This window comes from Pseudomonas sp. NLJ1 (assembly GCF_049486705.1).
Taxonomy (GTDB): Bacteria; Pseudomonadota; Gammaproteobacteria; order Pseudomonadales; family Pseudomonadaceae; genus Aquipseudomonas; species Aquipseudomonas inefficax.
The window spans coordinates 1,540,025-1,564,912 of the sequence record NZ_CP137735.1 but is presented as its reverse complement, the minus strand read 5'-3'; the positions used below and the strand labels follow the sequence as shown (position 1 = coordinate 1,564,912).

Annotated in this window: 28 protein-coding genes; 10 read left to right on the top strand and 18 right to left on the bottom strand. The window is 62.2% G+C overall.

Features of this window, described 5'->3' with window-relative positions; genetic code table 11:
* Positions 1 to 87: 87 nt before the first annotated feature.
* Positions 88 to 423, top strand: a complete 336-nt coding sequence (gene grxD / locus R9B85_RS06975; protein WP_003254949.1) for a Grx4 family monothiol glutaredoxin — start codon at positions 88 to 90, stop codon at positions 421 to 423.
* 56 nt (positions 424 to 479) lie between these two features.
* On the opposite strand, the gene bfr is transcribed toward grxD, so the two are convergent.
* Both bfr and R9B85_RS06965 read right to left on the bottom strand, forming a co-directional pair.
* Entirely contained in the window at positions 480 to 953 is a 474-nt protein-coding gene (gene bfr, locus R9B85_RS06970) for a bacterioferritin (protein ID WP_003258014.1), read from the bottom strand.
* A gap of 201 nt (positions 954 to 1,154) precedes the next feature.
* Positions 1,155 to 1,373 (bottom strand): bacterioferritin-associated ferredoxin, encoded by a 219-nt coding sequence (locus tag R9B85_RS06965; RefSeq protein ID WP_003254947.1) that lies wholly within the window; start codon positions 1,371 to 1,373, stop codon positions 1,155 to 1,157.
* Positions 1,374 to 1,597: 224 nt separating this feature from the next.
* Between R9B85_RS06965 and R9B85_RS06960 the strand changes: the two genes are divergently transcribed.
* A complete protein-coding gene (locus tag R9B85_RS06960; RefSeq protein WP_003254945.1) occupies positions 1,598 to 2,200 on the top strand; it encodes a peroxiredoxin in 603 nt (200 codons plus the stop codon).
* Positions 2,201 to 2,358: 158 nt separating this feature from the next.
* Here R9B85_RS06960 and rnt read toward each other — a convergent pair whose 3' ends face one another.
* Positions 2,359 to 2,970: a ribonuclease T gene (rnt, locus tag R9B85_RS06955; protein ID WP_230388460.1), complete on the bottom strand. Its 612-nt coding sequence runs from the start codon at positions 2,968 to 2,970 to the stop codon at positions 2,359 to 2,361.
* Between the two features lie 59 nt (positions 2,971 to 3,029).
* Positions 3,030 to 4,076, bottom strand: coding sequence for a dihydroorotase (pyrC, locus tag R9B85_RS06950; RefSeq protein WP_112250598.1), 1,047 nt, complete (start codon positions 4,074 to 4,076; stop codon positions 3,030 to 3,032).
* Positions 4,077 to 4,206: 130 nt separating this feature from the next.
* On the opposite strand from pyrC, the gene R9B85_RS06945 reads away from it, so the two are divergent.
* Together R9B85_RS06945 and R9B85_RS06940 are read left to right on the top strand one after the other, a co-directional pair.
* Positions 4,207 to 5,124 (top strand): flagellar protein MotY, encoded by a 918-nt coding sequence (locus tag R9B85_RS06945; protein WP_112250599.1) that lies wholly within the window; start codon positions 4,207 to 4,209, stop codon positions 5,122 to 5,124.
* A gap of 273 nt (positions 5,125 to 5,397) precedes the next feature.
* Positions 5,398 to 6,615: an argininosuccinate synthase gene (locus tag R9B85_RS06940; protein ID WP_112250600.1), complete on the top strand. Its 1,218-nt coding sequence runs from the start codon at positions 5,398 to 5,400 to the stop codon at positions 6,613 to 6,615.
* A gap of 71 nt (positions 6,616 to 6,686) precedes the next feature.
* Here the strand turns inward: R9B85_RS06940 and R9B85_RS06935 are convergent, their stop codons facing one another.
* Entirely contained in the window at positions 6,687 to 7,169 is a 483-nt protein-coding gene (locus tag R9B85_RS06935) for a hypothetical protein (RefSeq protein WP_112250601.1), read from the bottom strand.
* 362 nt (positions 7,170 to 7,531) lie between these two features.
* On the opposite strand from R9B85_RS06935, the gene R9B85_RS06930 reads away from it, so the two are divergent.
* Positions 7,532 to 8,152: a response regulator transcription factor gene (locus R9B85_RS06930; RefSeq protein WP_112250603.1), complete on the top strand. Its 621-nt coding sequence runs from the start codon at positions 7,532 to 7,534 to the stop codon at positions 8,150 to 8,152.
* 43 nt (positions 8,153 to 8,195) lie between these two features.
* On the opposite strand, the gene R9B85_RS06925 is transcribed toward R9B85_RS06930, so the two are convergent.
* The 7 genes from R9B85_RS06925 to metG form a co-directional block, all read right to left on the bottom strand.
* Positions 8,196 to 8,372 carry a PA3496 family putative envelope integrity protein gene (locus R9B85_RS06925; RefSeq protein WP_207877365.1) on the bottom strand — a complete coding sequence of 59 codons (177 nt, stop codon included), beginning with the start codon at positions 8,370 to 8,372 and terminating at the stop codon, positions 8,196 to 8,198.
* A gap of 104 nt (positions 8,373 to 8,476) precedes the next feature.
* Positions 8,477 to 9,115 (bottom strand): endonuclease III, encoded by a 639-nt coding sequence (gene nth / locus R9B85_RS06920; RefSeq protein WP_112250605.1) that lies wholly within the window; start codon positions 9,113 to 9,115, stop codon positions 8,477 to 8,479.
* Positions 9,116 to 9,119: 4 nt separating this feature from the next.
* A complete protein-coding gene (locus R9B85_RS06915) occupies positions 9,120 to 9,644 on the bottom strand; it encodes an Rnf-Nqr domain containing protein (RefSeq protein WP_112250607.1) in 525 nt (174 codons plus the stop codon).
* On the bottom strand, positions 9,637 to 10,239 hold the full coding sequence (locus R9B85_RS06910; protein WP_112250609.1) for an RnfABCDGE type electron transport complex subunit G: 603 nt from the start codon (positions 10,237 to 10,239) through the stop codon (positions 9,637 to 9,639). Before R9B85_RS06910 ends, R9B85_RS06915 begins: the two co-directional genes overlap by 8 nt.
* Entirely contained in the window at positions 10,236 to 11,210 is a 975-nt protein-coding gene (locus R9B85_RS06905) for an RnfABCDGE type electron transport complex subunit D (protein WP_112250611.1), read from the bottom strand. The genes R9B85_RS06910 and R9B85_RS06905 overlap by 4 nt, the downstream gene beginning before the upstream one ends.
* Positions 11,207 to 11,755 (bottom strand): Rnf-Nqr domain containing protein, encoded by a 549-nt coding sequence (locus tag R9B85_RS06900; RefSeq protein ID WP_112250613.1) that lies wholly within the window; start codon positions 11,753 to 11,755, stop codon positions 11,207 to 11,209. The genes R9B85_RS06905 and R9B85_RS06900 overlap by 4 nt, the downstream gene beginning before the upstream one ends.
* 170 nt (positions 11,756 to 11,925) lie before the next feature.
* Positions 11,926 to 13,965 carry a methionine--tRNA ligase gene (metG, locus tag R9B85_RS06895; protein ID WP_112250615.1) on the bottom strand — a complete coding sequence of 680 codons (2,040 nt, stop codon included), beginning with the start codon at positions 13,963 to 13,965 and terminating at the stop codon, positions 11,926 to 11,928.
* A gap of 158 nt (positions 13,966 to 14,123) precedes the next feature.
* Here metG and apbC point away from each other — a divergent pair, with 158 nt between their 5' ends.
* Positions 14,124 to 15,218: an iron-sulfur cluster carrier protein ApbC gene (gene apbC / locus R9B85_RS06890; RefSeq protein WP_112250617.1), complete on the top strand. Its 1,095-nt coding sequence runs from the start codon at positions 14,124 to 14,126 to the stop codon at positions 15,216 to 15,218.
* 187 nt (positions 15,219 to 15,405) lie between these two features.
* On the opposite strand, the gene R9B85_RS06885 is transcribed toward apbC, so the two are convergent.
* Positions 15,406 to 15,615 carry a cold-shock protein gene (locus R9B85_RS06885; protein WP_056802159.1) on the bottom strand — a complete coding sequence of 70 codons (210 nt, stop codon included), beginning with the start codon at positions 15,613 to 15,615 and terminating at the stop codon, positions 15,406 to 15,408.
* 328 nt (positions 15,616 to 15,943) lie between these two features.
* On the opposite strand from R9B85_RS06885, the gene dcd reads away from it, so the two are divergent.
* Positions 15,944 to 16,510 (top strand): dCTP deaminase, encoded by a 567-nt coding sequence (gene dcd, locus R9B85_RS06880; protein WP_003258001.1) that lies wholly within the window; start codon positions 15,944 to 15,946, stop codon positions 16,508 to 16,510.
* A gap of 93 nt (positions 16,511 to 16,603) precedes the next feature.
* Positions 16,604 to 16,831, top strand: coding sequence for a hypothetical protein (locus R9B85_RS06875; RefSeq protein WP_085625918.1), 228 nt, complete (start codon positions 16,604 to 16,606; stop codon positions 16,829 to 16,831).
* A 6-nt stretch (positions 16,832 to 16,837) separates the two neighbouring features.
* On the opposite strand, the gene pdeM is transcribed toward R9B85_RS06875, so the two are convergent.
* The 5 genes from pdeM to R9B85_RS06850 form a co-directional block, all read right to left on the bottom strand.
* On the bottom strand, positions 16,838 to 17,488 hold the full coding sequence (gene pdeM, locus R9B85_RS06870; RefSeq protein WP_112250619.1) for a ligase-associated DNA damage response endonuclease PdeM: 651 nt from the start codon (positions 17,486 to 17,488) through the stop codon (positions 16,838 to 16,840).
* Positions 17,485 to 19,956, bottom strand: coding sequence for a ligase-associated DNA damage response DEXH box helicase (locus R9B85_RS06865; protein WP_423770923.1), 2,472 nt, complete (start codon positions 19,954 to 19,956; stop codon positions 17,485 to 17,487). Before R9B85_RS06865 ends, pdeM begins: the two co-directional genes overlap by 4 nt.
* A 67-nt stretch (positions 19,957 to 20,023) precedes the next feature.
* Positions 20,024 to 21,139, bottom strand: coding sequence for a succinylglutamate desuccinylase/aspartoacylase family protein (locus R9B85_RS06860; protein WP_112250623.1), 1,116 nt, complete (start codon positions 21,137 to 21,139; stop codon positions 20,024 to 20,026).
* Between the two features lie 223 nt (positions 21,140 to 21,362).
* Positions 21,363 to 23,021, bottom strand: coding sequence for an ATP-dependent DNA ligase (locus R9B85_RS06855; protein ID WP_215520772.1), 1,659 nt, complete (start codon positions 23,019 to 23,021; stop codon positions 21,363 to 21,365).
* Entirely contained in the window at positions 23,018 to 24,034 is a 1,017-nt protein-coding gene (locus R9B85_RS06850) for a ligase-associated DNA damage response exonuclease (RefSeq protein ID WP_215520771.1), read from the bottom strand. Before R9B85_RS06850 ends, R9B85_RS06855 begins: the two co-directional genes overlap by 4 nt.
* Before the next feature lie 206 nt (positions 24,035 to 24,240).
* Here R9B85_RS06850 and R9B85_RS06845 point away from each other — a divergent pair, with 206 nt between their 5' ends.
* Positions 24,241 to 24,423 carry a type II toxin-antitoxin system HicA family toxin gene (locus R9B85_RS06845; RefSeq protein ID WP_025340378.1) on the top strand — a complete coding sequence of 61 codons (183 nt, stop codon included), beginning with the start codon at positions 24,241 to 24,243 and terminating at the stop codon, positions 24,421 to 24,423.
* A gap of 20 nt (positions 24,424 to 24,443) precedes the next feature.
* Positions 24,444 to 24,869, top strand: coding sequence for a type II toxin-antitoxin system HicB family antitoxin (locus R9B85_RS06840; protein WP_423770922.1), 426 nt, complete (start codon positions 24,444 to 24,446; stop codon positions 24,867 to 24,869).
* Positions 24,870 to 24,888 lie beyond the last annotated feature (19 nt).

Genomic DNA, 24,888 nt, shown 5'->3' with positions numbered 1-24,888 from the left:
TGGTAAGGCCGAGCATGCTGCTCGGCTTTCCGTTACAATGCGTCACCGTGCCGACGACCGCGTCGGAAAGTTCAGCCGAGGTGCTACATGGATATCATCGAAACGATCAAAGAGCAGATTGCCAACAACACCATTCTGCTTTACATGAAAGGCTCGCCGAATGCCCCGCAGTGTGGCTTCTCTGCGCGTGCATCGCAGGCCGTGATGGGTTGTGGCGAGAAGTTCGCCTACGTCGACATCCTGCAGAACCCGGAAATCCGTGCGAATTTGCCAAAATACGCCAACTGGCCGACCTTCCCGCAGCTGTGGGTAGCTGGTGAACTGGTCGGCGGCAGCGACATCATGCTGGAAATGTTCGAGAAGGGTGAGCTGCAGACCCTGATCAAGGAAGCGGCTGCCAAGGCCAAGGCTTCCGAGGCCTGATTTCCGGCAGACATAAAAAAACCCGCACATGGCGGGTTTTTTTATGGGGCGAAATTCTATTCTTCGCCCATCTGCGACTGCAGGTAGTTCTCGATACCGATCTTGTCGATCAGCCCCAGCTGGGTTTCCAGCCAGTCGATGTGTTCTTCCTCGGATTCGAGGATGTCTTCGAGCATGTCACGCGAGCCGAAGTCGCCAGCGGTTTCGCAATGGGCGATGGCTGCTTTGAGGTCGACCAGGCCTTTCTGTTCGATCTTCAGGTCGCACTCGAGCATTTCCTTGGTGTGCTCGCCAATCAGCAGCTTGCCCAGGTCCTGGACGTTGGGGATGCCTTCGAGGAAGAGAATACGCTTGATCAGTTTGTCAGCGTGCTTCATCTCGTCGATGGATTCCTTGTACTCGTGCTTGCCGAGTTTGTTCAGGCCCCAATCTTCGTACATGCGTGCGTGCAGGAAGTACTGGTTGATCGCGACCAGCTCGTTTCCGAGGATCTTGTTGAGATGCTGGATGACGCTTACGTCGCCTTTCATGTCGGGTTCCTGCCCTGTAGAGATGTGCCAATACAGGGAAGTTTGAGCCCGATACTTGGGTGTGTCAAACCTAAGTTCTTGAATAATAAATGAAAATTAATGGAAATAAGAATGTTTGTGAACCGCGTTGAAGCGCTAACTTATTGAATTGCAGACATAAAAAAACCGGACGCAAGGTCCGGTTCTTCGAATTCTGGGTTTTCAGGCCGCGGTAAATTCCACGGGGTAGGGCAGGGCTGCCTGGCTGACCTGAAGCTCGGTCAACGTTTCGCGGACCACCTGCTTGGCCACGCAGGCACATTTGCCACACTGGCTGGCGACGTTGGTCGCGGCTCGCACTTCCTTGTAGCTGCAGCATCCTTCATAGATCGCATCGCGGATCTGTCCGTCGGTAACGCCGACACAAAGACACACATACATAAAGGCTGACCATCGTTGGTGGGCTCGATGGAGTGGAGCTTAATGTTAATGAGAATGCTTGTCAAAGTGGTTTCTGAAATGGCCGTGCTTGAGCGACCGGCGGTTGCTTCGTCGTTGGAGTCGGCCTGTCACCAGAAGCCGTGTATGATGGTCAGCCTTTGTTGGATGTCGGGCAAGCCCGTCTGGCCCGGCAAACGGTTTTTCACCCTCATCAGGAGATTACAATGAGCGTACTCGTTGGTAAGAAAGCCCCCGATTTCACCGTGCCGGCCGTGCTGGGCAATGGCGAGATCGTCGACAGCTTCAACCTGGCTTCGGCCATCAAGGGCAAGTACGGCCTGGTGTTCTTCTACCCGCTGGACTTCACCTTCGTCTGCCCGTCCGAGCTGATCGCCCTGGACAACCGCATCCCTGACTTCCAGGCACGCAACGTGGAAGTGATCGGCGTGTCGATCGACTCGCACTTCACCCACAACGCCTGGCGTAACACCCCGGTCAACAACGGCGGTATCGGCCAGGTCAAATACACCCTGGCTGCCGACATGACCCACGAAATCTGCAAGGCCTACGACGTCGAGTCCGAAGGCGGCGTGGCCTTCCGTGGCGCCTTCCTGATCGACACCAACGGTGTTGTCCGTTCGCAGATCGTCAACGACCTGCCTCTGGGCCGCAACATGGACGAGCTGCTGCGCTTGGTCGACGCCCTGCAGTTCCACGAAGAGCACGGCGAAGTCTGCCCTGCCAACTGGAAAAAAGGCGACAAAGGCATGAACGCTTCGCCGGAAGGCGTTGCTGCCTACCTGAGCGAGAACGCTGGCAAGCTGTAATTGCCGCGAGCATGAAAAAACCGGCCCTGGTGGCCGGTTTTTTTGTGCCTTCCTGTGCCGGCCTCTTCGCGGGTAAACCCGCTCCCACAGGAGAGCCACAGGTCTGAGCCAATGTGGATCCTTGTGGGAGCGGGTTTACCCGCGAATGCGATCCCAACTCAGTCGTTGAAGTCGCGCCAGCCGCCCATCTCTTTCCAGCGGTTGACGATGCCGCAGAACAGCTCGGCCGTCTTCTCGGTGTCATAACGCGCCGAGTGCGCCTCACGTCCGTCGAAGTCGATGTCGGCGCTCTGGCAGGCCCGCGCCAGTACGGTCTGGCCATAAGCCAGGCCGGCCAGCGTAGCGGTGTCGAAGCTGGAGAACGGGTGGAACGGGTTGCGCTTCAGGTCATTGCGTGTCACCGCCGCATTGAGGAAGCCCAGGTCGAAGCTGCTGTTGTGGCCGACCAGGATTGCCCGCTTGCAGCCATTGGCCTTGAGCGCCTTGCGTACGCCACGGAAGATGTCGGTCAGCGCGCTTTCCTCGCTGACCGCCATGCGCAGCGGGTGGTCCAGTTTGATCCCGGTGAACTCCAGCGCAGCCGCCTCGATGTTGGCGCCCTCGAATGGCTCCACCCGGTGGAAGTAGGTGTGCTCGGGGAACAGGAAGCCCTTTTCGTCCATGCCGATGGTGACTGCGGCAATTTCCAGCAGGGCATCGGTAGCGCTGTTGAAGCCGCCGGTTTCAACATCCACCACTACCGGCAGATAGCCGCGGAAGCGCTCGGCCATCGGGTGGCGCGAGCCGCTGCTGCCTTGGGTGTCCAGGTCGTCTTCGTAGAGGTCTTCGCTCACGCGTTTTCCTCCAGCAGGCGCCAGCGCAGTTTTTCGCCGGCGCGCAGCGGGACCACGGTCTGCTCGCCAAAAGGCAGGCTGTCCGGGGCGGTCCATTCTTCGCGAACCAGGGTAATGGTGTCGGTGTTGGCCGGCAGGCCGTAGAACGCCGGACCGTGCAGGCTGGCGAAGCCTTCCAGTTTGTCCAGCGCGTTACGCTGCTCGAATGCTTCGGCGTACATCTCGATGGCTGCGTAGGCGGTGTAGCAACCGGCGCAACCGCAGGCGGCTTCCTTGGCGTGACGGGCGTGCGGGGCAGAGTCGGTACCCAGGAAGAACTTCGGGTTGCCGCTGGTGGCTGCGTCAAGCAGCGCCACCTGATGGGTGTTGCGCTTGAGGATCGGCAGGCAATAGAAGTGCGGGCGAATGCCGCCAACCAGCATGTGGTTGCGGTTGTACAGCAGGTGCTGCGCGGTGATGGTCGCGCCGACGTTGGCCGGGGCCTCGGTGACGAACTGCGCGGCATCGCTGGTGGTGATGTGCTCGAACACCACCTTCAGCGTCGGGAAGCGCTCGACCACACGGCGCATGTGCTCGTCGATGAAGCGCTTCTCGCGGTCGAACACGTCGATCTCGCTGCGGGTCACTTCGCCATGCACCAGTAGCGGCATGCCAACTTCCGCCAACGCTTCGATGGCCGGGAAGATGTTGTCGATGCTGGTCACGCCCGAGTCGGAATTGGTGGTGGCGCCGGCCGGGTACAGCTTGGCGGCGTACACGAAACCGCTGGCCTTGGCCGCGCGGATGTCCTCGGGGCTGGTGCGGTCGGTGAGGTACAGCACCATCAGCGGCTCGAAGCGGCTGCCAGCCGGGCGGGCGGCCAGGATGCGCTCACGGTAGGCGCCGGCCTCGGAGGCATTGCGTACCGGCGGAACCAGGTTGGGCATGATGATGGCACGGGCGAAAGTACGCGCCACGTCGCCAACGGTGTGGGGCAGGACGGCACCATCGCGCAGATGGATGTGCCAGTCGTCGGGACGCAGGAGGGTCAGGCGATCGGACATTGGGGATTCCAGGCGGGTCGAACTCAAGCGCCAATGCTACCGGAAAACCCTGGGTGGAGCACGGCTATCAAGTTTTCAGCCAGGCGTCCGATAGCCTGCAGGTAAGCCGTCAGAATTTGTGGAGCCGCCCGTGCGCCAGCGTTACCTAGCCCTGTTGACCCTGTTCGCCAGCCTGCCGGCCGGTGCACTGACCTTCCAGACGCGCATGGAGAACATTGCCTGGAAGGTCGAGGGTGACCAGTTCGAATGCCGGCTGATCCAGCCTATCGACGGTTTCGGCAGTGGCGAGTTCGTGCGCCGCGCGGGCGAGCAGCCGGTGTTCCAGCTGCGCTCGGACAGCAACGTACTGGGTGCGGGCACGGCCACATTGCTGGCAGCTGCTGCACCGTGGCAACCCGGGCGCAGCGACATCAACCTGGGCAGCGTGCGCATGGCCCGCACCGGGCTGTTGTTCAGTTCCTCCCAGGGCCAGGCCAGTCGCCTGATCAATGGCTTGCTCGATGGGCGCAGCACGGTGATACGCAATTACGCCGGCGAGGCGGGCAGGCCGATGGAAGTGCGGGTACTGCCGGTCAGCTTTGCCAAGGCCTACAACGACTATCAGGCCTGTGCCGGCAAGCTGCTGCCGATGAACTACGATCAGGTGCGTCAGACCCAGGTGGGCTTCCCGGGGGGAGGCTTCGAGCTGGATGCCTCGGCCAAGGCGCGGCTGGATGTGATTCTCGACTACATGAAGGCTGACCCGACGGTGAACCATGTCGAGCTCAACGGCCACTCCGACAACAGTGGCAACCGCCTGACCAATCGCGACATGTCGCGCCGCCGGGCACTGGCGGTGGCCGACTACCTCAAGGCCCATGGCGTTCCGGAGGAGCAGATTACCGTGCGTTTCCATGGCGAACGTTACCCGTTGGCCAAGAACAACAGTGCAGCCAACCGGGCGCGTAACCGGCGGGTGAATATCGAACTGGATCGGGTGACGGTGATCGAGAAGCCGGGTGAAAAACCTGTCGAAAAGGCTCCTGAGCCAACGCCTGCCAAGTCATGAAGTCTGCAGGGCTTTCTGTAGGAGCGGCCTTGTGTCGCGATGGGCTGCGCAGCAGCCCCCGGATCTCAGCCAAGCAGCGAAAATTGCCGGGGCTGCTGCGCAGCCCATCGCGACACAAGGCCGCTCCTACACGGCACTTCATACTTTCCGACGGTAAGTCGCCCTTCCGAAAGTTCCTGTCGCTTTGTCGTCAGAAGCTGTCGCCCCACTGTAAATTTATCCGTAACGTCGTTAGAATCGATCCCTTTCCGTACAACCCCGTGGAGTGATGGCATGGCGGACGTAAAAAAGGTCGTACTGGCGTATTCCGGCGGCCTTGATACTTCGGTGATTCTCAAGTGGCTGCAGGATACCTACAACTGCGAAGTGGTGACCTTCACCGCTGACCTGGGGCAGGGCGAAGAGGTCGAGCCGGCTCGTGCCAAGGCCCAGGCAATGGGCGTTAAAGAGATTTACATCGACGACCTGCGCGAAGAATTCGTGCGTGATTTTGTGTTCCCGATGTTCCGCGCCAACACCGTCTACGAGGGCGAGTACCTGCTGGGTACTTCCATCGCCCGTCCGCTGATCGCCAAGCGCCTGATCGAAATCGCCAACGAAACCGGCGCCGACGCCATTTCCCACGGCGCCACCGGCAAAGGCAACGACCAGGTGCGTTTCGAACTGGGTGCGTACGCCCTGAAGCCAGGCGTCAAGGTCATCGCCCCATGGCGTGAGTGGGACCTGCTGTCCCGCGAGAAGCTGATGGACTACGCCGAGAAGCACGGCATCCCGATCGAGCGCCACGGCAAGAAGAAGTCGCCGTACTCGATGGACGCCAACCTGCTGCACATCTCCTACGAAGGCGGTGTTCTGGAAGATACCTGGACCGAGCACGAAGAAGACATGTGGCGCTGGAGCGTCTCGCCCGAGAACGCCCCGGACCAGGCTACCTACATCGAGCTGACCTACCGCAACGGTGACATCGTAGCCATCGACGGCGTCGAGAAGACCCCGGCCACCGTCCTGGCCGACCTGAACCGTATCGGTGGTGCCAATGGCATCGGCCGTCTGGACATCGTCGAGAACCGTTACGTCGGCATGAAGTCGCGTGGGTGCTACGAGACCCCAGGTGGCACCATCATGCTCAAGGCCCACCGTGCCATCGAGTCGATCACCCTGGACCGCGAAGTCGCTCACCTGAAGGATGAGCTGATGCCGAAGTACGCCAGCCTGATCTACACCGGCTACTGGTGGAGCCCGGAGCGTCTGATGCTGCAGCAGATGATCGACGCGTCGCAGGTCAACGTGAACGGCGTGGTACGCCTGAAGCTGTACAAGGGTAACGTCACCGTTGTCGGCCGCAAGTCGGACGACTCGCTGTTCGACGCCACCATCGCTACCTTCGAAGAAGATGGCGGCGCCTACAACCAGGCGGACGCTGCGGGCTTCATCAAGCTCAACGCCCTGCGTATGCGCATTGCTGCCAACAAGGGCCGCTCGCTGCTCTGATCGCTGGCATGTGCAGCAAGAACCCCGGCGCAGGCCGGGGTTTTTTTTGCCCTGTGGAAAGCCTGGGGCATTCAATGGCCGTCGTTCGCCACCTGTCCATCAAGCGCGCTGATCGATAGTTGCGCGCACTGGCGTCTGTCCAGGTTGCAAAAGCGCCAGGTGCGCGTTGGTTGAGGCGGTTGGGCAAGGGCGGATAGTAGTTGCTGTTCCATCAAGCGACAGGCATCAGGGCCGGAAAACATGAATGTGACAGGCTCGCCCTGCAGCGCTTCGCTGGTATCACCGGGCATCGCATGTTTGGCGACATCGCTCTGTGTCGACGCCTTGCCGTTTGCCTTTGTGTTTGGCGACGGGTCGTAGAACGACTTGTAATTGAAGTTGAGCGTGAGGAAGAACAGTGCCGTCAGGAAGAATGGGAAGCCTACCAGGAACCAGGTGTAGAGCTTTTGGCTGGACTCGCTGAGAAACGGCAATGTGGCAAGGGCCGAGGCTTCGATAATCCCTGCGAAGATGGCAATGATCGTCAGCGGGGCGACAGGTTGTACTTGGTGCATATGGGTCGTCTCCAGCGATTTTGCACATCTTTACCTTTTGACGATGCTCAACTAAAGACTGGATTGTTTCCCGGGTGAGAGTAATCGCTCGAATTGCAGACGAAATGTCTATTCAGCGTATTTGAGTGGTTATTTCATCAGGTATTGGCCGGTTTTCAAGTGAGTGCACTTTCAGGTCGGTGATACTGTTCATTTGGTAACAAGGAATTTGATTGTTACAAGTACATCAATTGAGTGTAGGAAATTTCTGTAAGTGTTGTAGGTTCCATCTGTTCATTTGTTTCGCCGCTAAATCGCCGCGCCAGCAAGCGCTCTGTAGGTTATCTTGGCGTGCCAAAGCAAAAGCAATGAATGGATATCGCATGAATAAAGTGCTTATCGTGGATGATCATCCGGTCATACGCCTGGCCGTACGCATGCTGATGGAGCGGCATGGGTATGACGTCGTGGCGGAAACGGACAACGGAGTGGCTGCGTTGCAACTGACACGGCAACACCTGCCGGATATCGTGGTGCTCGATATCGGTATCCCCAAGCTGGATGGCCTGGAGGTGATCGGCCGCATGACGGCCTTCAGCCCGGGCAGCAAGGTGCTGGTGCTGACATCACAGGCCCCCGGCAACTTTTCGATGCGCTGCATGCAGGCGGGGGCGGCAGGGTATGTGTGCAAGCAGCAGGAACTCACAGAACTGCTGAGCGCCATCAAGGCCGTTTTGTCGGGGTACAGCTATTTCCCCAACCAGGCCCTGCATGTGTCACGAGGAAGGGGCGGAAGCGAGACGGATATGGTCAACCGCCTTTCGGCGCGCGAGATGACAGTGCTGCAACAGCTGGCGCGAGGGCGTTCCAACAAGGAGATTGCCGACAGCATGTTCCTCAGCAACAAGACGGTCAGTACCTACAAGTCACGCCTGTTGCTCAAGCTCAATGCGCGGTCGCTGGTCGACCTGATCGAGCTGGCGCAACGGCAAGGGTTGAACTGACCGCCAAGGCCGTGAAGCCTCCAGCCAGGAGGCTTTGCCCGGGTTACAGATCGTAGTCGAAGTCGGCCAGCTGCTTCTGCAGGCGCCTTTCTTCAAGCATATTGTCGATGGTGCGGCGTTTGCTCAGGTTGGTCTTTGCGGTTTCCAGCTGGGGTTCCGCTTCGTCATCCACGGCAACAAAATCATCTTCGATCGGCAGGTCGTCTTTATCGCTACTCATGAGTCGCTCCAAGCCAAGGGGCCATTGGCCGTCCTTATAACCAGAAAGCAGACGCTGGTAAAAAAGATTTTTTCAATCGCCGCAAGTGGTTTTCAGCTATCGGCTCAATCGTCAGAGGTCTTGTGCTTGTACTCGCACAAATCTTCGATCCGACAGCTGCCACAGCGTGGCTTGCGCGCCTGGCATACATAGCGCCCGTGCAGGATCAGCCAGTGGTGAGCGTCGAGCAGATAATCCTTTGGTACGAACTTGATCAGCTTCTTCTCCACCTCCAGCACTGTCTTGCCTGGCGCGATGCCTGTGCGGTTACTGACCCGGAAGATATGGGTATCCACGGCCATGGTCGGCTGGCGGAACGCTGTGTTGAGCACTACGTTGGCGGTCTTGCGACCCACGCCGGGTAGCGCCTCCAGGGCTTCGCGGGTTTGTGGTACCTGGCTGTCATGGCGTTCGATCAGCAGCCGGCAGGCTTCGATGACGTTCTTGGCCTTGCTGTTGTACAAGCCAATGGTCTTGATGTACTCACTCAGGCCTTCGACGCCCAGCGCATAGATGGTCTCGGGGGTGTTGGCGACCGGGAACAGGCGTGCAGTGGCCTTGTTGACGCCGACATCGGTGGACTGCGCGGACAGCGTCACGGCGACCAGAAGTTCGAACGGGGTGGTGTAGGCCAGTTCGGTCTTCGGGTCGGGGTTGTCTTCGTGCAGCCTGCGAAAGATCTCCAGGCGTTTGGCGGCATTCATGAAATCAGAGCTTTCCTTGACGGTGTGATTGGGCGGGACCCGGACGCAGGCGATTGTACAAGGCCAGCAACAATCCAAGCAGTAGCAAACCACCCGGGGCCAGGGTAGCCAGGTGCAGGCCGGTACCATCGGCCAGCCATTGGCGGCTGGCGCCGAGCAGCAGGCATGTGGCGAGCAGCGCGCAATGGTGGCCAGCGAGCACGCGCCAGCGGCCTTGACCGGGCAACAGGTGGTCAATGGCCAGGCATTGCAGGCACAGCAGTGCGGGGTAGTGGCCGAGGGCGAGTGCCAGTGGCAGCAGCCAGGCACGCAGTGCCAGTTGCAGGCAACTGGCCAGGGCCGCCAATACCAGCAGGCTGGCCAGTACATAGGTCCATGTAGCGAGCCGCTGGCGCAGGGGTGCCAGCAACAGCTGGTGAAGGCTGCTCATCAGCACCGCACACACGCCTATGGTGGCGCCTTCGCTCAATGTTCGGGTGGCACCCAGTAGCGGCACCAGGCTTGCGCCGAGCAGGTAGAACCTAGTCATGCGTGGCGCCCTCGAGCAATACGCTGCGCTGTTCATCGAAGTAACTCAGCGCTTCCTGCAGCGCGCCGATCACTGCCCGTGAGGTCACGGTTGCGCCGGCCAACTGGTCAAAGTCGCCCTGGTCGCGCTTCAGCGCCCAGCGATCGCCCAGCTGGCGGTTGGCAAATTGCCTCAGCCAGTTCAGTTGCGGATCACCCAGGCGTGCACCCAGCCCGGGGCTTTCCTGTTGCTCTACCACCTGGCTGCCGATCAACCGGCCGTCCGCGGCGATGGCCACGCTCAGCATGATCGGCCCAGCATAGCCTTGTGCCTGGGTGACCAGGATGATGGCGACCGGTTTGCCCGCCAGTGTCGCCCGATAAGCGGCCAGGATCCGGCTGTTTGGCCGCTGTGCGGCGGGCCTGGGCAGGGGGCTGTCCAGGGGTTGGTTGTCGTAACTGCCCTCTGGCAGTACCGCCAGCCGCTGCCTGCTGTTGAGTTGTTTCTCTGCGTCGGCGACGGCCGCGCTGGTCCAGTGCCGCCAAGCGAGGGTGGCCGACAGCGCCAGTGCCCCAGTCAGTAGCAGCACGCCCATATCACGTATCAGGCGCTTCATCGGGCAACCCGCTGGCGCTGCAAGGCCAGGCGTTCCAGGCTCGGCGCCGTGAGGTTCATCAGCAGGATGGCGAACGCCGTGCCGTCCGGGTAGCTACCCCAAGTGCGGATCAGGTAGATCAGCAGGCCTGCCCCCAGGCCGAACCCAAGCTTCGCCCACTCCTGCCGGGGCGCGGTCACCGGTTCGGTGGCAATGAAGAACGCCGCCATCATGGTCGAGCCGGAGAACAGGTGCAGCAGGGGGGAGCCGTTGGAGTCCGAACCCGAGCCATTCCAGCCCAGCAGGCTGAACAGGAACAACCCTGCCAGCAGGCCTGCCGGCGCATGCCAGCTGATCACCTTGCGTTGCAGCAGGAACAGGCCGCCCAACAGGAATGCCAGGTTGACCCATTCGCTGCCTCGCCCCCCGATGCTACCGAAGCCCGGGTGGCTGGCGAACAGCTCGTCGATGGTCAGGCTGCGGTTGTGACGCAGGCCGTCGAGCAGTGTCGGCCGGGCCCAGGCATCGATCTGATCGCTGCCGATGAATACCTGTTGCAGGCTGTCGAGCAGGCCAGGTGCTGGCCCTGGCCAATGGTTCATCTGCAACGGGAAGCTCAGCAGCACGAAGGCATAGCCGACCATGGCCGGGTTGAACAGGTTGCGCCCGACTCCGCCAAAGGCCTGCTTGCCGATGCCGATGGCAACGCTGGTAGCGATCACCGGCAACCACCATGGCGTCAGGGGGGGGAGGGCGGCGGCCAGCAGCACGGCAGTGACCAGCGCGCTGCCATCATTCAGCGCCGTGTTCCACGGTTGTGCTCGCAATGTGAGTACCAACCCCTCGCACAGCAGCGCGGCACTGGCGCAAAGCAACAGGTTCAGCAGCAAACTCCAGCCATGCAGCCAGAACAGCGCCAGCAGGCCAGGTACACAAGCCAGCAACACCAGGCCCATGCTGGTACGGAGCCGCGGGTCGGGCTTGGCAGTCATTGGGCGAACAGCCCATTGAAGCCTGAAAACGCCATGGCCATCACCCCGGCACCGAGCAGTTCGATGGGCAGGCCGCGCATTGCCCCGGGGACGTCGGCATGAGCGCTGCGCTGGCGCAGGTCGGCGAACAACACTAGCGCCAGCCAGAAGCCGCTGCCGGACAGCAGGCCTCGCAGCAGGGTAGCGAGCCATGTGCTGTCATCACTTGCCTGTTGCAGGGTCAACCCCAGTACTACCGCGTTGCTCAAAAGCAGCGTGGGCAATTGCGTTGTCGGCCAGGTCGGGCGCCACCTTGTCAGCAGCCATGGCACGCCCCAGGCAAGCATGGCCAGCCAGGGCAACAACAGGAACAGGGCAAGGTCCTGGGCCTGCAGCGGGGCAAGCACCCCGCGCACCAGAAGTTGTGCGCCAATCACGCCCAAGGCAATGCACAGTGCGCAGGCAAGGCCGTGCACATGCAGGTGCAGCCTGGGGATTGGCTGTTGTTGCAGGCACAGGTGATTGACCAGCGCGGCGCTGATCAGCACCAGAAGATAATCGCTCATGAGATGACGATAGCCGGGAATCGGGGCGATTGTCCGGGATTGGTGTGAGGCATTGGGGCCGCTTTGCGGCCCTTTCGCGACACAAGGCCGCTCCTATAGGGAAATGCGATCCCCTGTAGGAGCGGCCTTGTGTCGCGAAAGGGCTGCAGAGCAGCCCCCGGCAAGGTCAGTTACTTGATGCGCTGGCCCGGCTTGGCACCGCTGTCCGGGCTCAACAGGTAGATCTCTTCACCGCCAGGCCCGGCCGCCATTACCATGCCTTCGGACACGCCAAAACGCATCTTCCGTGGCTTGAGGTTGGCCACCATCATGGTCAGGCGGCCTTCCAGCTGGGACGGGTCGGGGTAGGCCGACTTGATGCCGGAGAACACGTTGCGGCGCTCGTCACCGATGTCCAGGGTCAGTTGCAGCAGCTTGTCGGCACCCGCTACGGCCTCGGCCTTGACGATCAGCGCCACGCGCAGGTCGACGGCAGCGAAGGTGTCGAACTCGATTTCCGCTGACAGCGGGTCCTTGGCCAGCTCGCCGTTGCCGGCCGGGGCCTTGGCTTCGGCGGCCAGCAGGTCTTCCTTGCTGGCGGCGACCATGGCTTCGACCTTGGCCGGTTCGATGCGGCTCATCAGTGCCTTGAACGGGTTCAGCTGGTGGTTTTCCAGGCGCGACAGGTGGTCGTTCCAGGTCAGCGGTGCCACGTTGAGGAAAGCCTCGGCGTCGGCGGCCAGCACCGGCAGCACCGGCTTGAGGAAGATCACCAGCTGGCGGAACAGGTTGATGCCCTGGGCGCAGATGGCTTGCACTTCATCCTGCTTGCCTTCCTGTTTGGCCAGCGACCACGGGGCCTTGTCGGCGATCCAAGCGTTGGCGCGGTCAGCCAGCGCCATGATTTCGCGCATGGCACGGCCGAAGTCGCGGCCTTCATAGGCGTCGGCGATCGACGGGGCTGCCGCCAGGAAGGCTTCGGTCAGCTCCGGTGCGGCATCGCCAGCCACCATCACGCCTTCGTTGCCCTTGTGGATGAAGCCGGCGCAGCGGCTGGCGATGTTGACCACCTTGCCGACCAGGTCGGAGTTCACCTTCTGCACGAAGTCTTCAAGGTTCAGGTCCAGGTCATCGACGCCACGACCCAGCTTGGCCGCGTAGTAGTAACGCAGGTATTCCGGCTGCAGGTGGTCGAGGTAGGTGCGGGCCTTGATGAAGGTACCGCGCGACTTGGACATCTTGGCGCCGTTCACGGTCAGGTAGCCGTGGACGTTGACCGCGCTTGGCTTGCGGAAGCCTGCGCCTTCGAGCATGGCTGGCCAGAACAGGGCGTGGAAGTTGACGATGTCCTTGCCGATGAAGTGGTACAGCTCGGCCTTGGAGCCTTCGTTCCAGAACGCGTCAAAGTCCAGCTCCGGGCGGCGTGCGCAGAGGTTCTTGAAGCTGGCCATGTAGCCGATCGGTGCATCCAGCCACACGTAGAAGTACTTGCCTGGCTCGCCCGGGATCTCGAAGCCGAAGTACGGCGCGTCGCGGGAAATGTCCCATTCCTGCAGGCCCGAGTCCAGCCATTCGGCCAGCTTGTTGGCCACCGCGTCCTGCAGCGTGCCGCTGCGGGTCCACTGCTGCAGCATGGCCTGGAAGTCCGGCAACTTGAAGAAGAAGTGCTGGGAATCACGCAGTACCGGGGTGGCACCAGAGATGGCCGACTTGGGGTTCTTCAGCTCGGTAGGCGCATAGGTGGCGCCGCATTTTTCGCAGTTGTCGCCGTACTGGTCTTCGGCCGCGCACTTGGGGCAGGTGCCCTTGATGAAGCGGTCGGCGAGGAACATGCCCTTTTCCGGATCGAAGTACTGGGTCACCGAACGGGTGGCGATGTGCCCGGCGTCACGCAGGCGTGCGTAGATCAGGCCCGACAGCTCGCGGTTCTCTTCGCTGTGGGTCGAATGGAAGTTGTCGAAGTCCACCAGGAAGTCGGCGAAGTCGCTGCTGTGTTCGGCCTGGACGTTGGCGATCAGCTGTTCCGGGGTGATGCCTTCCTTTTCGGCGCGCAGCATGATGGCCGAGCCGTGGGCATCGTCGGCGCAGACGTAGATGCACTGGTTGCCGCGCAGCTTCTGGAAGCGGACCCACATGTCTGTCTGGATGTACTCGAGCATATGGCCAAGGTGGATCGATCCGTTGGCATAGGGCAAGGCGCTGGTGACGAGAATCTGACGTGGCTCGGACATGGTGGCTTGGCTACTTATCTGGCGACGGGGTAAAAATGAGGTTGATCGGCCACTATAAAGGGCTGGCGAAGATATTTCACCCCGCATGCGCATCTGCTGACGATTGACGGGTTAGGATAGGCGCCTGTTTTACATTCAGTTTGCCATTGGGAGTCTCCATGAGTGCCGTCACCCGTGCCGCCGTCGAAGGCGTGCTTCGCCAGTACACCGACCCCTACCTGAACCAGGACCCGGTCAGCGCCGGCTGCGTGCGTGCCATCGATATCCAGGGCGGGCAGGTCAGCGTGCAGTTGCAGCTGGGTTATGCCGCAGGGCTGTTCAAGAACGGCTGGGCCCAGGTGCTGCAGACCGCCATCGGCAACCTCGAGGGCGTCAGCAGTGCCCAGGTGTCGATCGACTGCGTGGTTGCCGCGCACAAGGCTCAGGCCCAGGTGCCGGCCATGGCCAACGTCAAGAACATCGTCGCCGTGGCCTCGGGCAAGGGTGGTGTGGGCAAGTCGACCACGGCGGCCAACCTGGCCCTGGCGCTGGCCCGCGAGGGTGCGCGGGTGGGTATTCTCGATGCGGATATCTATGGCCCCAGCCAAGGCGTGATGTTCGGCATCGCCGAAGGCACCCGCCCGCAGATTCGCGAGCAGAAGTGGTTCGTGCCGATCAAGGCCCATGGCGTGGAAGTCATGTCCATGGCGTTCCTTACCGACGACAACACCCCGATGGTCTGGCGTGGCCCGATGGTTTCCGGCGCGCTGCTGCAGTTGGTGACCCAGACCGCCTGGGACGACCTGGATTACCTGGTGATCGACATGCCGCCGGGCACCGGTGATATCCAGCTGACCCTGGCGCAGAAGGTGCCGGTGGCCGGTTCGGTAATCGTCACCACTCCACAGGACCTGGCCCTGCTGGATGCCAGGAAGGGCGTGGAGATGTTCCGCAAAGTCAACATCCCGGTGCTGGGCGTGGTGGAGAACATGGCCGTGCACATTTGCTCGAACTGCGGCCATGCCGAACACTTGTTCGGCGAAGGCGGTGGCGAGAAGCTGGCGAGCCAGTATGGCGTCGACCTGCTGGCGTCGCTGCCGCTGTCGATGGTGATTCGCCAGCAGGCCGACAATGGCAAGCCGACCGCCATCGCCGAACCGGAAAGCCAGATTGCCATGGTCTATCAGGAACTGGCCCGTCAGGTAGGGGCGCGCATCGTGCTGCAGGAAGCGGCGGCGCCGGCGATGCCGAGCATCACCATCAGCGAAGATTGATCTGTCAGACCGAGTCGCCTGCTTCGCGGGTGAACCCGCTCCCACAGGTATCGCGCAGCCTTCAAATACCGCGCGGACCCTGTGGGAGCGGGTTTACCCGCGAAGAGGTTGACTCGATCTTTCGACCAGGCATAAAAAAACCCGCCGGAAGGCGGGTTTTTTTGAAAGCTAGGAAGCTTCGATCGACTTAGGCGATCTGAACTTCTTCAGCCTGCATGCCTTTCTGGCCGCGGGTAGCGACGAAAGTAACAGCCTGGCCTTCTTTCAGGGTTTTGAAGCCGTCAGCTTGGATGGCTTTGAAGTGCACGAACAGGTCGTCGCCCGACTGAGGGGTGATGAAGCCGTAGCCTTTCTCATCGTTGAACCACTTAACAACGCCTTGTTGACGATTGGACATTTTTCTGTCTCCTTGGACAATTTGATAACGGTCAGGAAAAACCCTGGCCGGGACTGAGCGCAAAGAGAGCAGAAAATTCAGCGATGGGCCGATCAGGATCGTGCATCAAACTAGATATTCTCGGTGTCACGTGCAGCACAGTGGCAACACCTTACCCCACTTTCCGCAACCTGCCAATGGTCAGAAGCCGCTTTATGCAAATTCGGATCGACGGCGGCTGCAGCCCCCGCCCGGCGCGGGATGAGGCATGGAACTTTAACCTGGGCGCCGGGACCGGTAAGATGCGCGTCTCGAATTTTCACCTCGCAACTCTTCAGGACAACCCGCCATGAGCATCAAATCGGACAAGTGGATTCGCCGCATGGCGCAGGAACACGGCATGATCGAACCGTTCGTCGAGCGCCAGGTGCGCGGCGAACAGGACAGCCGGGTGATCTCCTTCGGCGTTTCCAGCTACGGCTACGACGTGCGCTGCGCCGACGAATTCAAGGTGTTCACCAACATCAACTCGGCCACCGTCGACCCGAAGAACTTCGATGCCGGCAGTTTTGTCGACATCAAGAGCGACGTGTGCATCATCCCGCCGAACTCCTTCGCCTTGGCGCGCACCGTCGAGTACTTCCGCATTCCGCGTGACGTGCTGACCATCTGCCTGGGCAAGAGCACCTATGCCCGTTGCGGTATCATCGTCAACGTCACCCCGCTCGAGCCCGAGTGGGAAGGCCACGTGACGCTGGAGTTCTCCAACACCACCACGCTGCCAGCAAAGATCTACGCCAACGAAGGCGTGGCCCAAATGCTGTTCCTGCAGTCCGACGAAGAATGCGAAGTGTCGTACAAGGACCGTGGCGGCAAGTATCAGGGCCAGCGCGGCGTCACCCTGCCGCGTACCTGAGCCGACAAGCGCGGGGAATTCCCCGCGCCTTTGGCACTCCAACTGGATAACGCCGGTACGCATGATGCGTGGCGGCCTTGCCAGGAGCAGCCAATGAAACTCCACCCCACAATCAGTGCCAAGCTGGCAGTTCTGCAGCCTAACCACGTCGGGTTGCTACCATGGTCACTGCTGGCGCACCCGCTGCCGATGCAGGCGGGGGGCGTGCCCCACCAGCCTGACCCGGACACCCCGCAACCGCCGGAACCGGGCGAAACGCCCCCCATGGAACCAGGCGAGCCAACCCTGCCTGACGAGCCGCCTCCTGCGCCTGTCGCCTGAGCGTCGCTACACAGGCCAGACGCGGTCTGCTCCGGCCAGGTACACCCGGCTGCCGTTGGGGGCGATTTCCCAACCCCCGGTAAACTCACCAAACGCCGGCAGCAGGCTGACCTGGACATCGATCAGGAAGCAGGGCAGTCGCAGGCGTTGCCGCGCCTTGCCGCGCAGCACGAACACCGGGTGTACATGGCCCGCCAGCACCGGATGAGTTGGATGGGGGGCGGGTTCGTGCTGTAGGGCGAAGGGTTCCAGCAGCCAAGGTTCGTCCATTACCTCAATGCCGAGCGATGCCGGCGGATCGCCGGCGTTGCGATCGTGATTGCCGCGTATCAGCACGATCCTCAGATTTTCGTGTCGTTCCCGCCACGCTTGCAGCCTGGCCAGCGTTGCCGGCGCCCGTGCTGTGCGCGCATGCAGAAAGTCGCCCAGAACGATCAATTGCTCGCAATCATGCGCCGCCAACAAGGCATCCAGCCGGGCGAGCGTCGCTTCGGTGGTGCCGCGTGGTACTGGTTGGTGCAGGGCACGGTAGCTTGCCGCCTTGCCGATGTGCACATCGGCGACCAGCAGGGCCCGACGTGAGGGCCAATAGAGGGCCTTGTCCGCAAGCAGCCAGAGCACCTGGCCACAGTGCTCGATGGATAAAGACGCGGTCATGCGCAACCCTCCGCCGCGCTTTCCAGTTCCGCGACCATTCGCGCAATCCGGTCCGCCAGTTTCTCGGTGCTCAAGGTTTCTCGCATGCCTTCCACCAGCAGGGCGAACGCCAACGGCCCGGTCCGCTTCAGCTGTCGCAGATCCAGGCGTAATTGCGCCATTTTCAGCAGTTGCCGATGCAGTCGCTCGATTTCCAGCTCCTCGTTCAACACCTCGTCCCGCGCCTGGCCCAGCAGCAGGTTGTCGGCGTCATGCTTGCGGAATACCTCGTAGAACAACCCGCTGGAGGCCTGGATCTGCCGCAGGCTTTTTTGCGCCGCCGGATATCCGCCAAACACCAGGCCGGCAATCTGGGCGATCTCGCGAAAGCGCCGCAACGCCATTTCCCCCGCGTTAAGGCTGGCCAGCACATCGTCCAGCAGATGTTCGGTGGCGAGCGCCTGTGGCAGGTGCGTCGCCCAGTCGACGTTGCCGGGGCTGAGCAGTTCGAACCCATAGTCGTTTACGGCAATCGAGACCGACAGCGGCTGTACCCGGCTCACCCGCCAGGCAATCAGGTTGGCCAGACCAAGGTTGGCCATGCGCCCGGCGAACGGATAGAGGAACAGGTGCCAGCCCTGGCGCGATTTGAGCGTTTCGGCCAGCAGCGTGCCAGGGCCAGGCAGCGCCGACCATTGCGCCTGCAAGGCCAGCAGAGGTTGTACTGCGCGCATCTCCGGGCCGTCGAAACGCCCTTGAGCTGCTGCGCCAAGCTGCTCGATCAGGGCGTCGGCCAGTTCGCTGGAGAGCGGCATGCGGCCACCGTTCCAGCGTGCCACCGCTGCCTTGCGTGCGGTGCTGCGGCGCACATAGGCGGTCATGTTTTCCACGCGCACCAGCTCCAGCACTCGGCCGGCGAAGACCAAGGTATCGCCCGGGCGCAAGCGGGCGATGAACGCCTCCTCGACGCTGCCCAGCGCTTTGCCGCCACCGCCCTTGCTCCAGTACTTGAGTTGCAGGCTGGCGTCGCTGACGATGGTGCCGATGCTCATGCGGTGGCGGCGCGCCAGGCGTTCGCTGGCAACCCGGTAAACGCCGTCGGCATGGCGCTCGACCCGCTGGTAGTCCGGGTAGGCGCTGAGCGAGCTGCCACCATGGCAGACGAAATCCAGCGCCCATTGCCACTGGCTGTCGCGCAACTCACGGAAGGCCCAGGTGCTGCGCACCTCTTCGAGCAACGATTCGGCGCGAAAGCCGCTGCCTAACGCCATGCTGACCAGGTGCTGCACCAGCACGTCCATGCACAGGCGCGGCGACTGCCGGGCCTCGATGTGCCCGGCCGCCAGGGCCTGCCTGGCAGCGGCGGCTTCCACCAGTTCCAGGCTGTGGGTGGGCACCAGGGTAATCCGGGAACGTCGCCCGGGCGCGTGGCCCGAGCGCCCGGCGCGCTGCATGAGGCGGGCGATGCCTTTGGCAGAACCGATCTGCAGCACGCGCTCCACGGGCAGAAAGTCCACGCCCAGGTCCAGGCTGGAGGTACAGATCACCGCTTTCAGGCTGCCCTGCTTGAGGGCGCGCTCGACCCAGTCGCGGGCCTCCCGGGCCAATGAGGCATGGTGCAAGGCAATCAGCCCGGCCCAGTCGGGGCGTGCTTCGAGCAGGGCCTGGTACCAGAGTTCGGCCTGCGCCCGAGTGTTGGTGAATACCAGGCAACTGGTGCTGGCATCGATCTCCCGGCTGACCTGGTCGAGCATCTTCAAGCCCATGTGCCCGGCCCAGGGGAAGCGCTCGATGGCCGCTGGCAGCAGCGTATCGACCAGCAGCGGCTTGTCTTGCCGGCCCTGCACCAGCAAGCCGCCCTGTGGCAGCAGTACATCCCGCGCATGCTCGAGGTTGCCGAGGGTGGCGGACAGGCCCCAGGTGGGCAGGCCCGGGTGCCAGCGGCGCAGGCGCGCCAGGGCCAGTTGCAGTTGCACCCCGCGCTTGTTGCCCAACAGTTCGTGCCATTCGTCCACCACCACCAGGCGCAGCGTGGCGAAGTCTTCGCTGGCCTGTGCCCGGGTCAGCAACAGCGTCAGGCTTTCCGGCGTCGTCACCAGTACGCTGGGCAGGCGCCGTGCCTGCCGGGCGCGTTCGGCACTGCCGGTATCGCCGCTGCGTACGCCCACGTTCCACGGCAGGCCAAGCTCGTCCAGTGGCGCCTGCAGGGCGCGGGCAGTGTCGGTGGCCAAGGCCCGCATAGGCGTGACCCACAGCACCTGCAACGGCGCAGCCTGGCGCCCCTGGCGCTCCTGGCGCTCCTGGCATTGTGCCTTGAACGCGCGCAGTGCGGCGAGCCATACCGCATAGGTCTTGCCGGCGCCGGTACTGGCATGCAACAGGCCGGACTCGCCACGTGCCACGGCGGCCCAGACACGGCGCTGGAACGCGAACGGCTTCCAGCCACGCTTGGCGAACCAGGCCTTGGCGAGGTCGGGGGCAGCGGGCATGAGGCATGAGGTCCTTTGGAGGTTGTGTGTCTAGAGACCACCACCCAGGTGCAATGGTTTTACCGGATCAGTTGGCCAGCAGATAGCCGCTGCGGCACACCTGCTCGCCTGCGATGTGGGCGATGACCATGCCAGCGGTAGCCATGCGCCGTACGTTACGTGCATACAGCAGGCCGGGCTGGCTGTTGTGGATGGCAGTCACCCGGTCGCTGAGCGGGTCGATGACTTCAGCGATCAACTGGCCCGCCTCCAGGTGCTGGCCTGGCCGGGCGTGGTACACCAGCAGCCCGCCCAGTGGCGTTATCACCGGTTCGACGGCGGCCAGCGGCGTGGCCGGGCAGCGCAAGGCGGGCAGGGCGGCTGCGGCTCCTTCGATGACCCCCGCATGGGTCAGGAAGTCAAGGATTGCCTGGCAGTCCTTGCTGGCCAGGTCGTGGCTGACATCTGCCTGGCCGCGCAGCTCGACGGTGACCGAACAGCAGCCCAGCGGAATCGGGAAACGTTTGCCGAAGCGTTGCTGCAACTGCCACCAGACCAGGCTGAAGCATTCATCGAACGACTGCCCGCCCGAATCGGTGGCCAGCAGGCTGGCCTGTGCGCCCAGGTAGCGCGCCAGCGGTTCGATCTGCGGCCAGGCGTCTGGCGTGGTGTACAGGTGCTCGACCGCTTCGAAGTCGCAGTGCAGGTCCAGCACCATGTCGGCATCGCAGGCCAGGCGTTGCAGGATCAGGCGTTGGGCCTGCAGCGGTGTGCGCGCTGGGTGTGCGTCCAGCCCCCGGCGCAGGTATTCGCGGATCAGCGCGAGATTGTGTGCCGGGTCTTCGGTCAGGTGTTCTTCGATCTGGTCGCCGATGCTGTCGGAGAGGTCGACGAAGTTACGGTTGAAGTTCTCGCCGCTTTGCAGTTCGAAACGCCCCAGCGGCGCGTCCAGCAGCACCTGTTCCAGGCCGACCGGGTTGGCCACCGGTACCAGAATTATCTCGCGCTGCAGGCGGCCTTGCTGTTCCAGTTCACCCAGGCGGCGCTTGAGGTGCCAGGCCACCAGCATGCCGGGCAGCTCGTCGGCATGCAGCGAGGCCTGGATATAGACTTTGCCGCCACCGCGAGGTCCGAAGTGGAAGCTGTGCAACTGGCGGGTGATGCCCGGAACGGGAGAGAGCAGGTCATGAGTCGAGTGGTGCATGGTGGTCCTGGGTGCGTGGCGAAAACGGTCTGCGACACGAGGCGGAACACAGATAGAAGCACAAATTTTGGCCTTGCGCCTGCATCGGTGCCCTCCTGACCACCGCGCTGGCTACTTCGCGGGTAAACCCGCTCCCACAGGGGTCGTAAAAAATCCAGCTTTCGTGCATGACCTGTGGGAGCGGGTTTACCCGCGAAGAAGCCAGCGCGGTCCAGAAATTGTTTCAGACCAGCAGTGCCTGCAATGTAGCCAGGTCATCCGCTTCTTCCACCGGCTTGTCCAGCCGCCAGCGCAGCATCCGCGGAAAGCGCACGGCAATGCCGCTCTTGTGCCTCCTGGACAGGGCGATGCCCTCGAAGCCAAGCTCGAACACCAGCGTGGGTGTCACGCTGCGTACCGGCCCGAATGTTTCAACAGTGGTCTTGCGGATGATGGCGTCGACCTTGCGCATCTCTTCGTCACTAAGGCCTGAATAGGCCTTGGCGAAGGGGACCAGTGCCCGCCCCGGCGTACCGGGTGGCGCGTCCCACACGGCGAAGGTGTAGTCGCTGTACAAGCTGGCCCGCCGGCCGTGGCCGCGCTGGGCATAGATCAGCACGGCATCTACGCTGAACGGGTCGATCTTCCACTTCCACCAGGTGCCCATGTCCTTGGTACGCCCCACGCCATACAAGGCCTCGCGCTGTTTCAGCATCAGCCCTTCCACCCCCAGGCTGCGGGACTGTTCGCGCTGGCGGGCAAGGTCGGCCCAGTTCTGGCCTACCAGTAGAGGCGAGAGCAACACCGGGGCCAATGGGTGCTCCTCAAGCACGTGTTCCAGCTGCTGGCGGCGTGCATGCTGCGGCCGGCTGCGCCAGTCCTCGCCTCGCCATTCCAGCAGGTCGTAGGCCTGCAGCACCACTGGCGCGTCGCTCAGCAGCTTTTTGCCCAAGGTCTTGCGACCCAGGCGCTGCTGCAACATGGCAAACGGCTGTACAGCCAGTTCAGCCGCTGAGCCACCAGGTTTCCAAACCAGGATCTCGCCATCGAGCACGATACCGTCGGGTAGGGTCTGCGCCAGGCTGTGCAGTTCGGGGAAGCGCTCGGTGACCAGTTCCTCACCGCGCGACCAGACCCACAGCTGGCCTTCGCGCTTGACCACCTGGGCGCGAATGCCGTCCCATTTCCACTCGATTTGCCATTCGCTCGGCGGCCCGAGCAGTGCATCGAGCTGTTCGGTTGGCACCTGCAGGGGGTGGGCCAGAAAGAACGGATAGGGCTGGCCACCACGCTGGCTATGTTCATCGTCTGATTCCGGGGCTATCAGCCGTTGAAAGCTGGCTGCCGTCGGGCGGTGACTGATGTCGGTGTAGCCAACCAGGCGCTGGGCCACGCGTTTGGCATCCAGCCCGGCCATTTGTGCGAGGGCGCGAGTGACCAACAGCTTCGATACACCCACGCGAAAGCTGCCAGTGATGAGTTTCAGGCAGAGCATCAGGCTGGGGCGGTCCAGCTGGGCCCAAAGTGGCGGCAGGCGTTGCTGGATTTCCTCGACCGGCAGGCTCCGCAATGGCAGCAGATGGGCTTCGACCCAGCGGGCGAGGCCGTCGTCGCCAGGGTTGCGGCTTTCCGGTACCAGCAGTGAAATGGTTTCGGCAAGGTCGCCAACGGCCTGGTAGCATTCCTCGAACAGCCAGTCAGGCAGCCCGGCCAAGCTGCCGGCCAGCTCCCGCAGCACGCGTGTAGGCACCAGTTGGCGAGGGCGGCCACCCGCCAGGAAATACACCGCCCAGGCGGCATCCACAGCCGGGGCGGTGCTGAAGTAGTCGCGTAGCGCCTCGAGCTTTGCAGTGCTGGAGGTGGTCGCATCCAGCCTCAGGTACAGTTCGGCGAATGCTTTCATGCGTCTGCCTCCGTGGCTACAACGTCATCTTCCTCGCCGTACTCGGTCACGAAGGCGCGTGCGTCGAGGCCTTGTTCGATGAGGTAGCGCACCAGCACATTGACCGAGCCATGGGTGACCATCACGCGTTCTGCGCCTGTCTGGCCGATGGCCCAGAGCAACCCCGGCCAATCGGCATGGTCCGAGAGCACGAAACCGCGGTCTACCCCACGCCGGCGGCGGGTGCCGCGCAATAGCATCCAGCCACTGGCAAAGGCATCGCTGTAGTCGCCGAAACGGCGCATCCAGCTGCTGCCACCAGCCGAAGGCGGTGCCAGGACCAGTGCCTGGCGCAGCAGCGGGTCGTTGCGTGGGATATCGCCGACATAACGGGTTTGCGGAAGGTAGACGCCAGCGTCCCGGTACACTCGGTTGAGCGGTTCTACAGCGCCATGCACGAGGACAGGACCAAGGTTGGCGTCCAACCCGTGGAGGATTCGCTGGGCCTTGCCGAAGGCATAGCAGAACAGCACGCTGGCTTTGCCCTGTTCGCTATTGGCGCGCCACCAGGCGTTGATGCCGGCAAATATTTCGCTTTGGCTGGGCCATCGGTAGATCGGCAGACCGAACGTCGATTCGGTGATGAACGTGTGGCAGCGCACCGGTTCGAACGGCGTGCAGGTGCCGTCGGGCTCCACTTTGTAGTCCCCGGAGGCGACCCACACCTCGCCTTGGTACTCCAGGCGTACCTGCGCCGAGCCCAGAACATGCCCGGCCGGGTGCAGGCTCAGGGTCACGCCATGATGCAGCAGGCGTTCGCCATACGGCAGGGTTTGCAGGTCGATGTCCTGGCCCAGACGGCTGCGCAGGATGCCGGCGCCTGGGGCGGCGGTGAGGTAATGGCGGTTGCCGATACGAGCATGGTCGCCATGGCCATGGGTAATTACGGCCCGGTCTACGGGCCGCCACGGGTCGATATAGAAATCACCGGGGGGGCAATAGAGCCCTTCGGGGCGGGCGATGACGAGGTCCATGGCGTGGGCGCTGGTGGCCGAGGTTCTTGTTAGGAGCGCGGAACTGTCACGAGAGTTCGAACGTTTTAACAAGCGAAGTGGACTACTTGCCATTCAGAAATGCCGAACCGCCTTTTGCGGTTAACTGTGTCCTCAGGTCGAAGGGCTGCAACAAAAATGTTGCGGTCTGTCGGCGCGTGATGCACATTGGTTCGACAAAGGCTGATATGAAATACAGTGAATTTCGCCGATGGCTGCGCGGCCAAGGCGCTACGTTTGTCGCTGCCAAGGGTAGTCATTTCAAGGTCTATTTAGGTAATCGCCAGACGATTTTCCCAGATCACGGGGCGAAGGAAATAAGCGAAGGCCTGAGACGGAAGATCCTGAAGGACCTAGGGTTGAAATCATGAACGGTTTAGGGGAGCACGTGATGGTATTCGAATATCCGGTAGTCGTTCATCGGGAAGACGCCAGTGTCTGGGTGAGTTGTCCCGATGTGCCTGAGATGGCCTGCGCGGGTGACACTTCGGAGGAAGCTCTGTTCGATGCCGTGGATGCCTTGGAGTCCGCGCTCTCGTTCTATGTGGATCAAAAAAAAGCTATTCCGCTGCCTGCAACACCAACTGAAGGTCAACCCGTCGTACGTCTGCCAGCCCTGACCGCCGCGAAGGCAGCGTTGTGGAATACGATGGTTGCACAAAAAATCAGCAAGACCGAGATGGCGCGCCGACTTGGAGTGAATCGTCCCCAGGTCGATCGTCTGGTCGATCTGCTGCACCGTTCCAAGATCGAGCAGGTCGAGCATGCGCTGCACGTGTTGGGACAACGGATCGAGCTTTCAGTCGTAGCTGTGTAGTGCATAGCCCAAGCCGCCA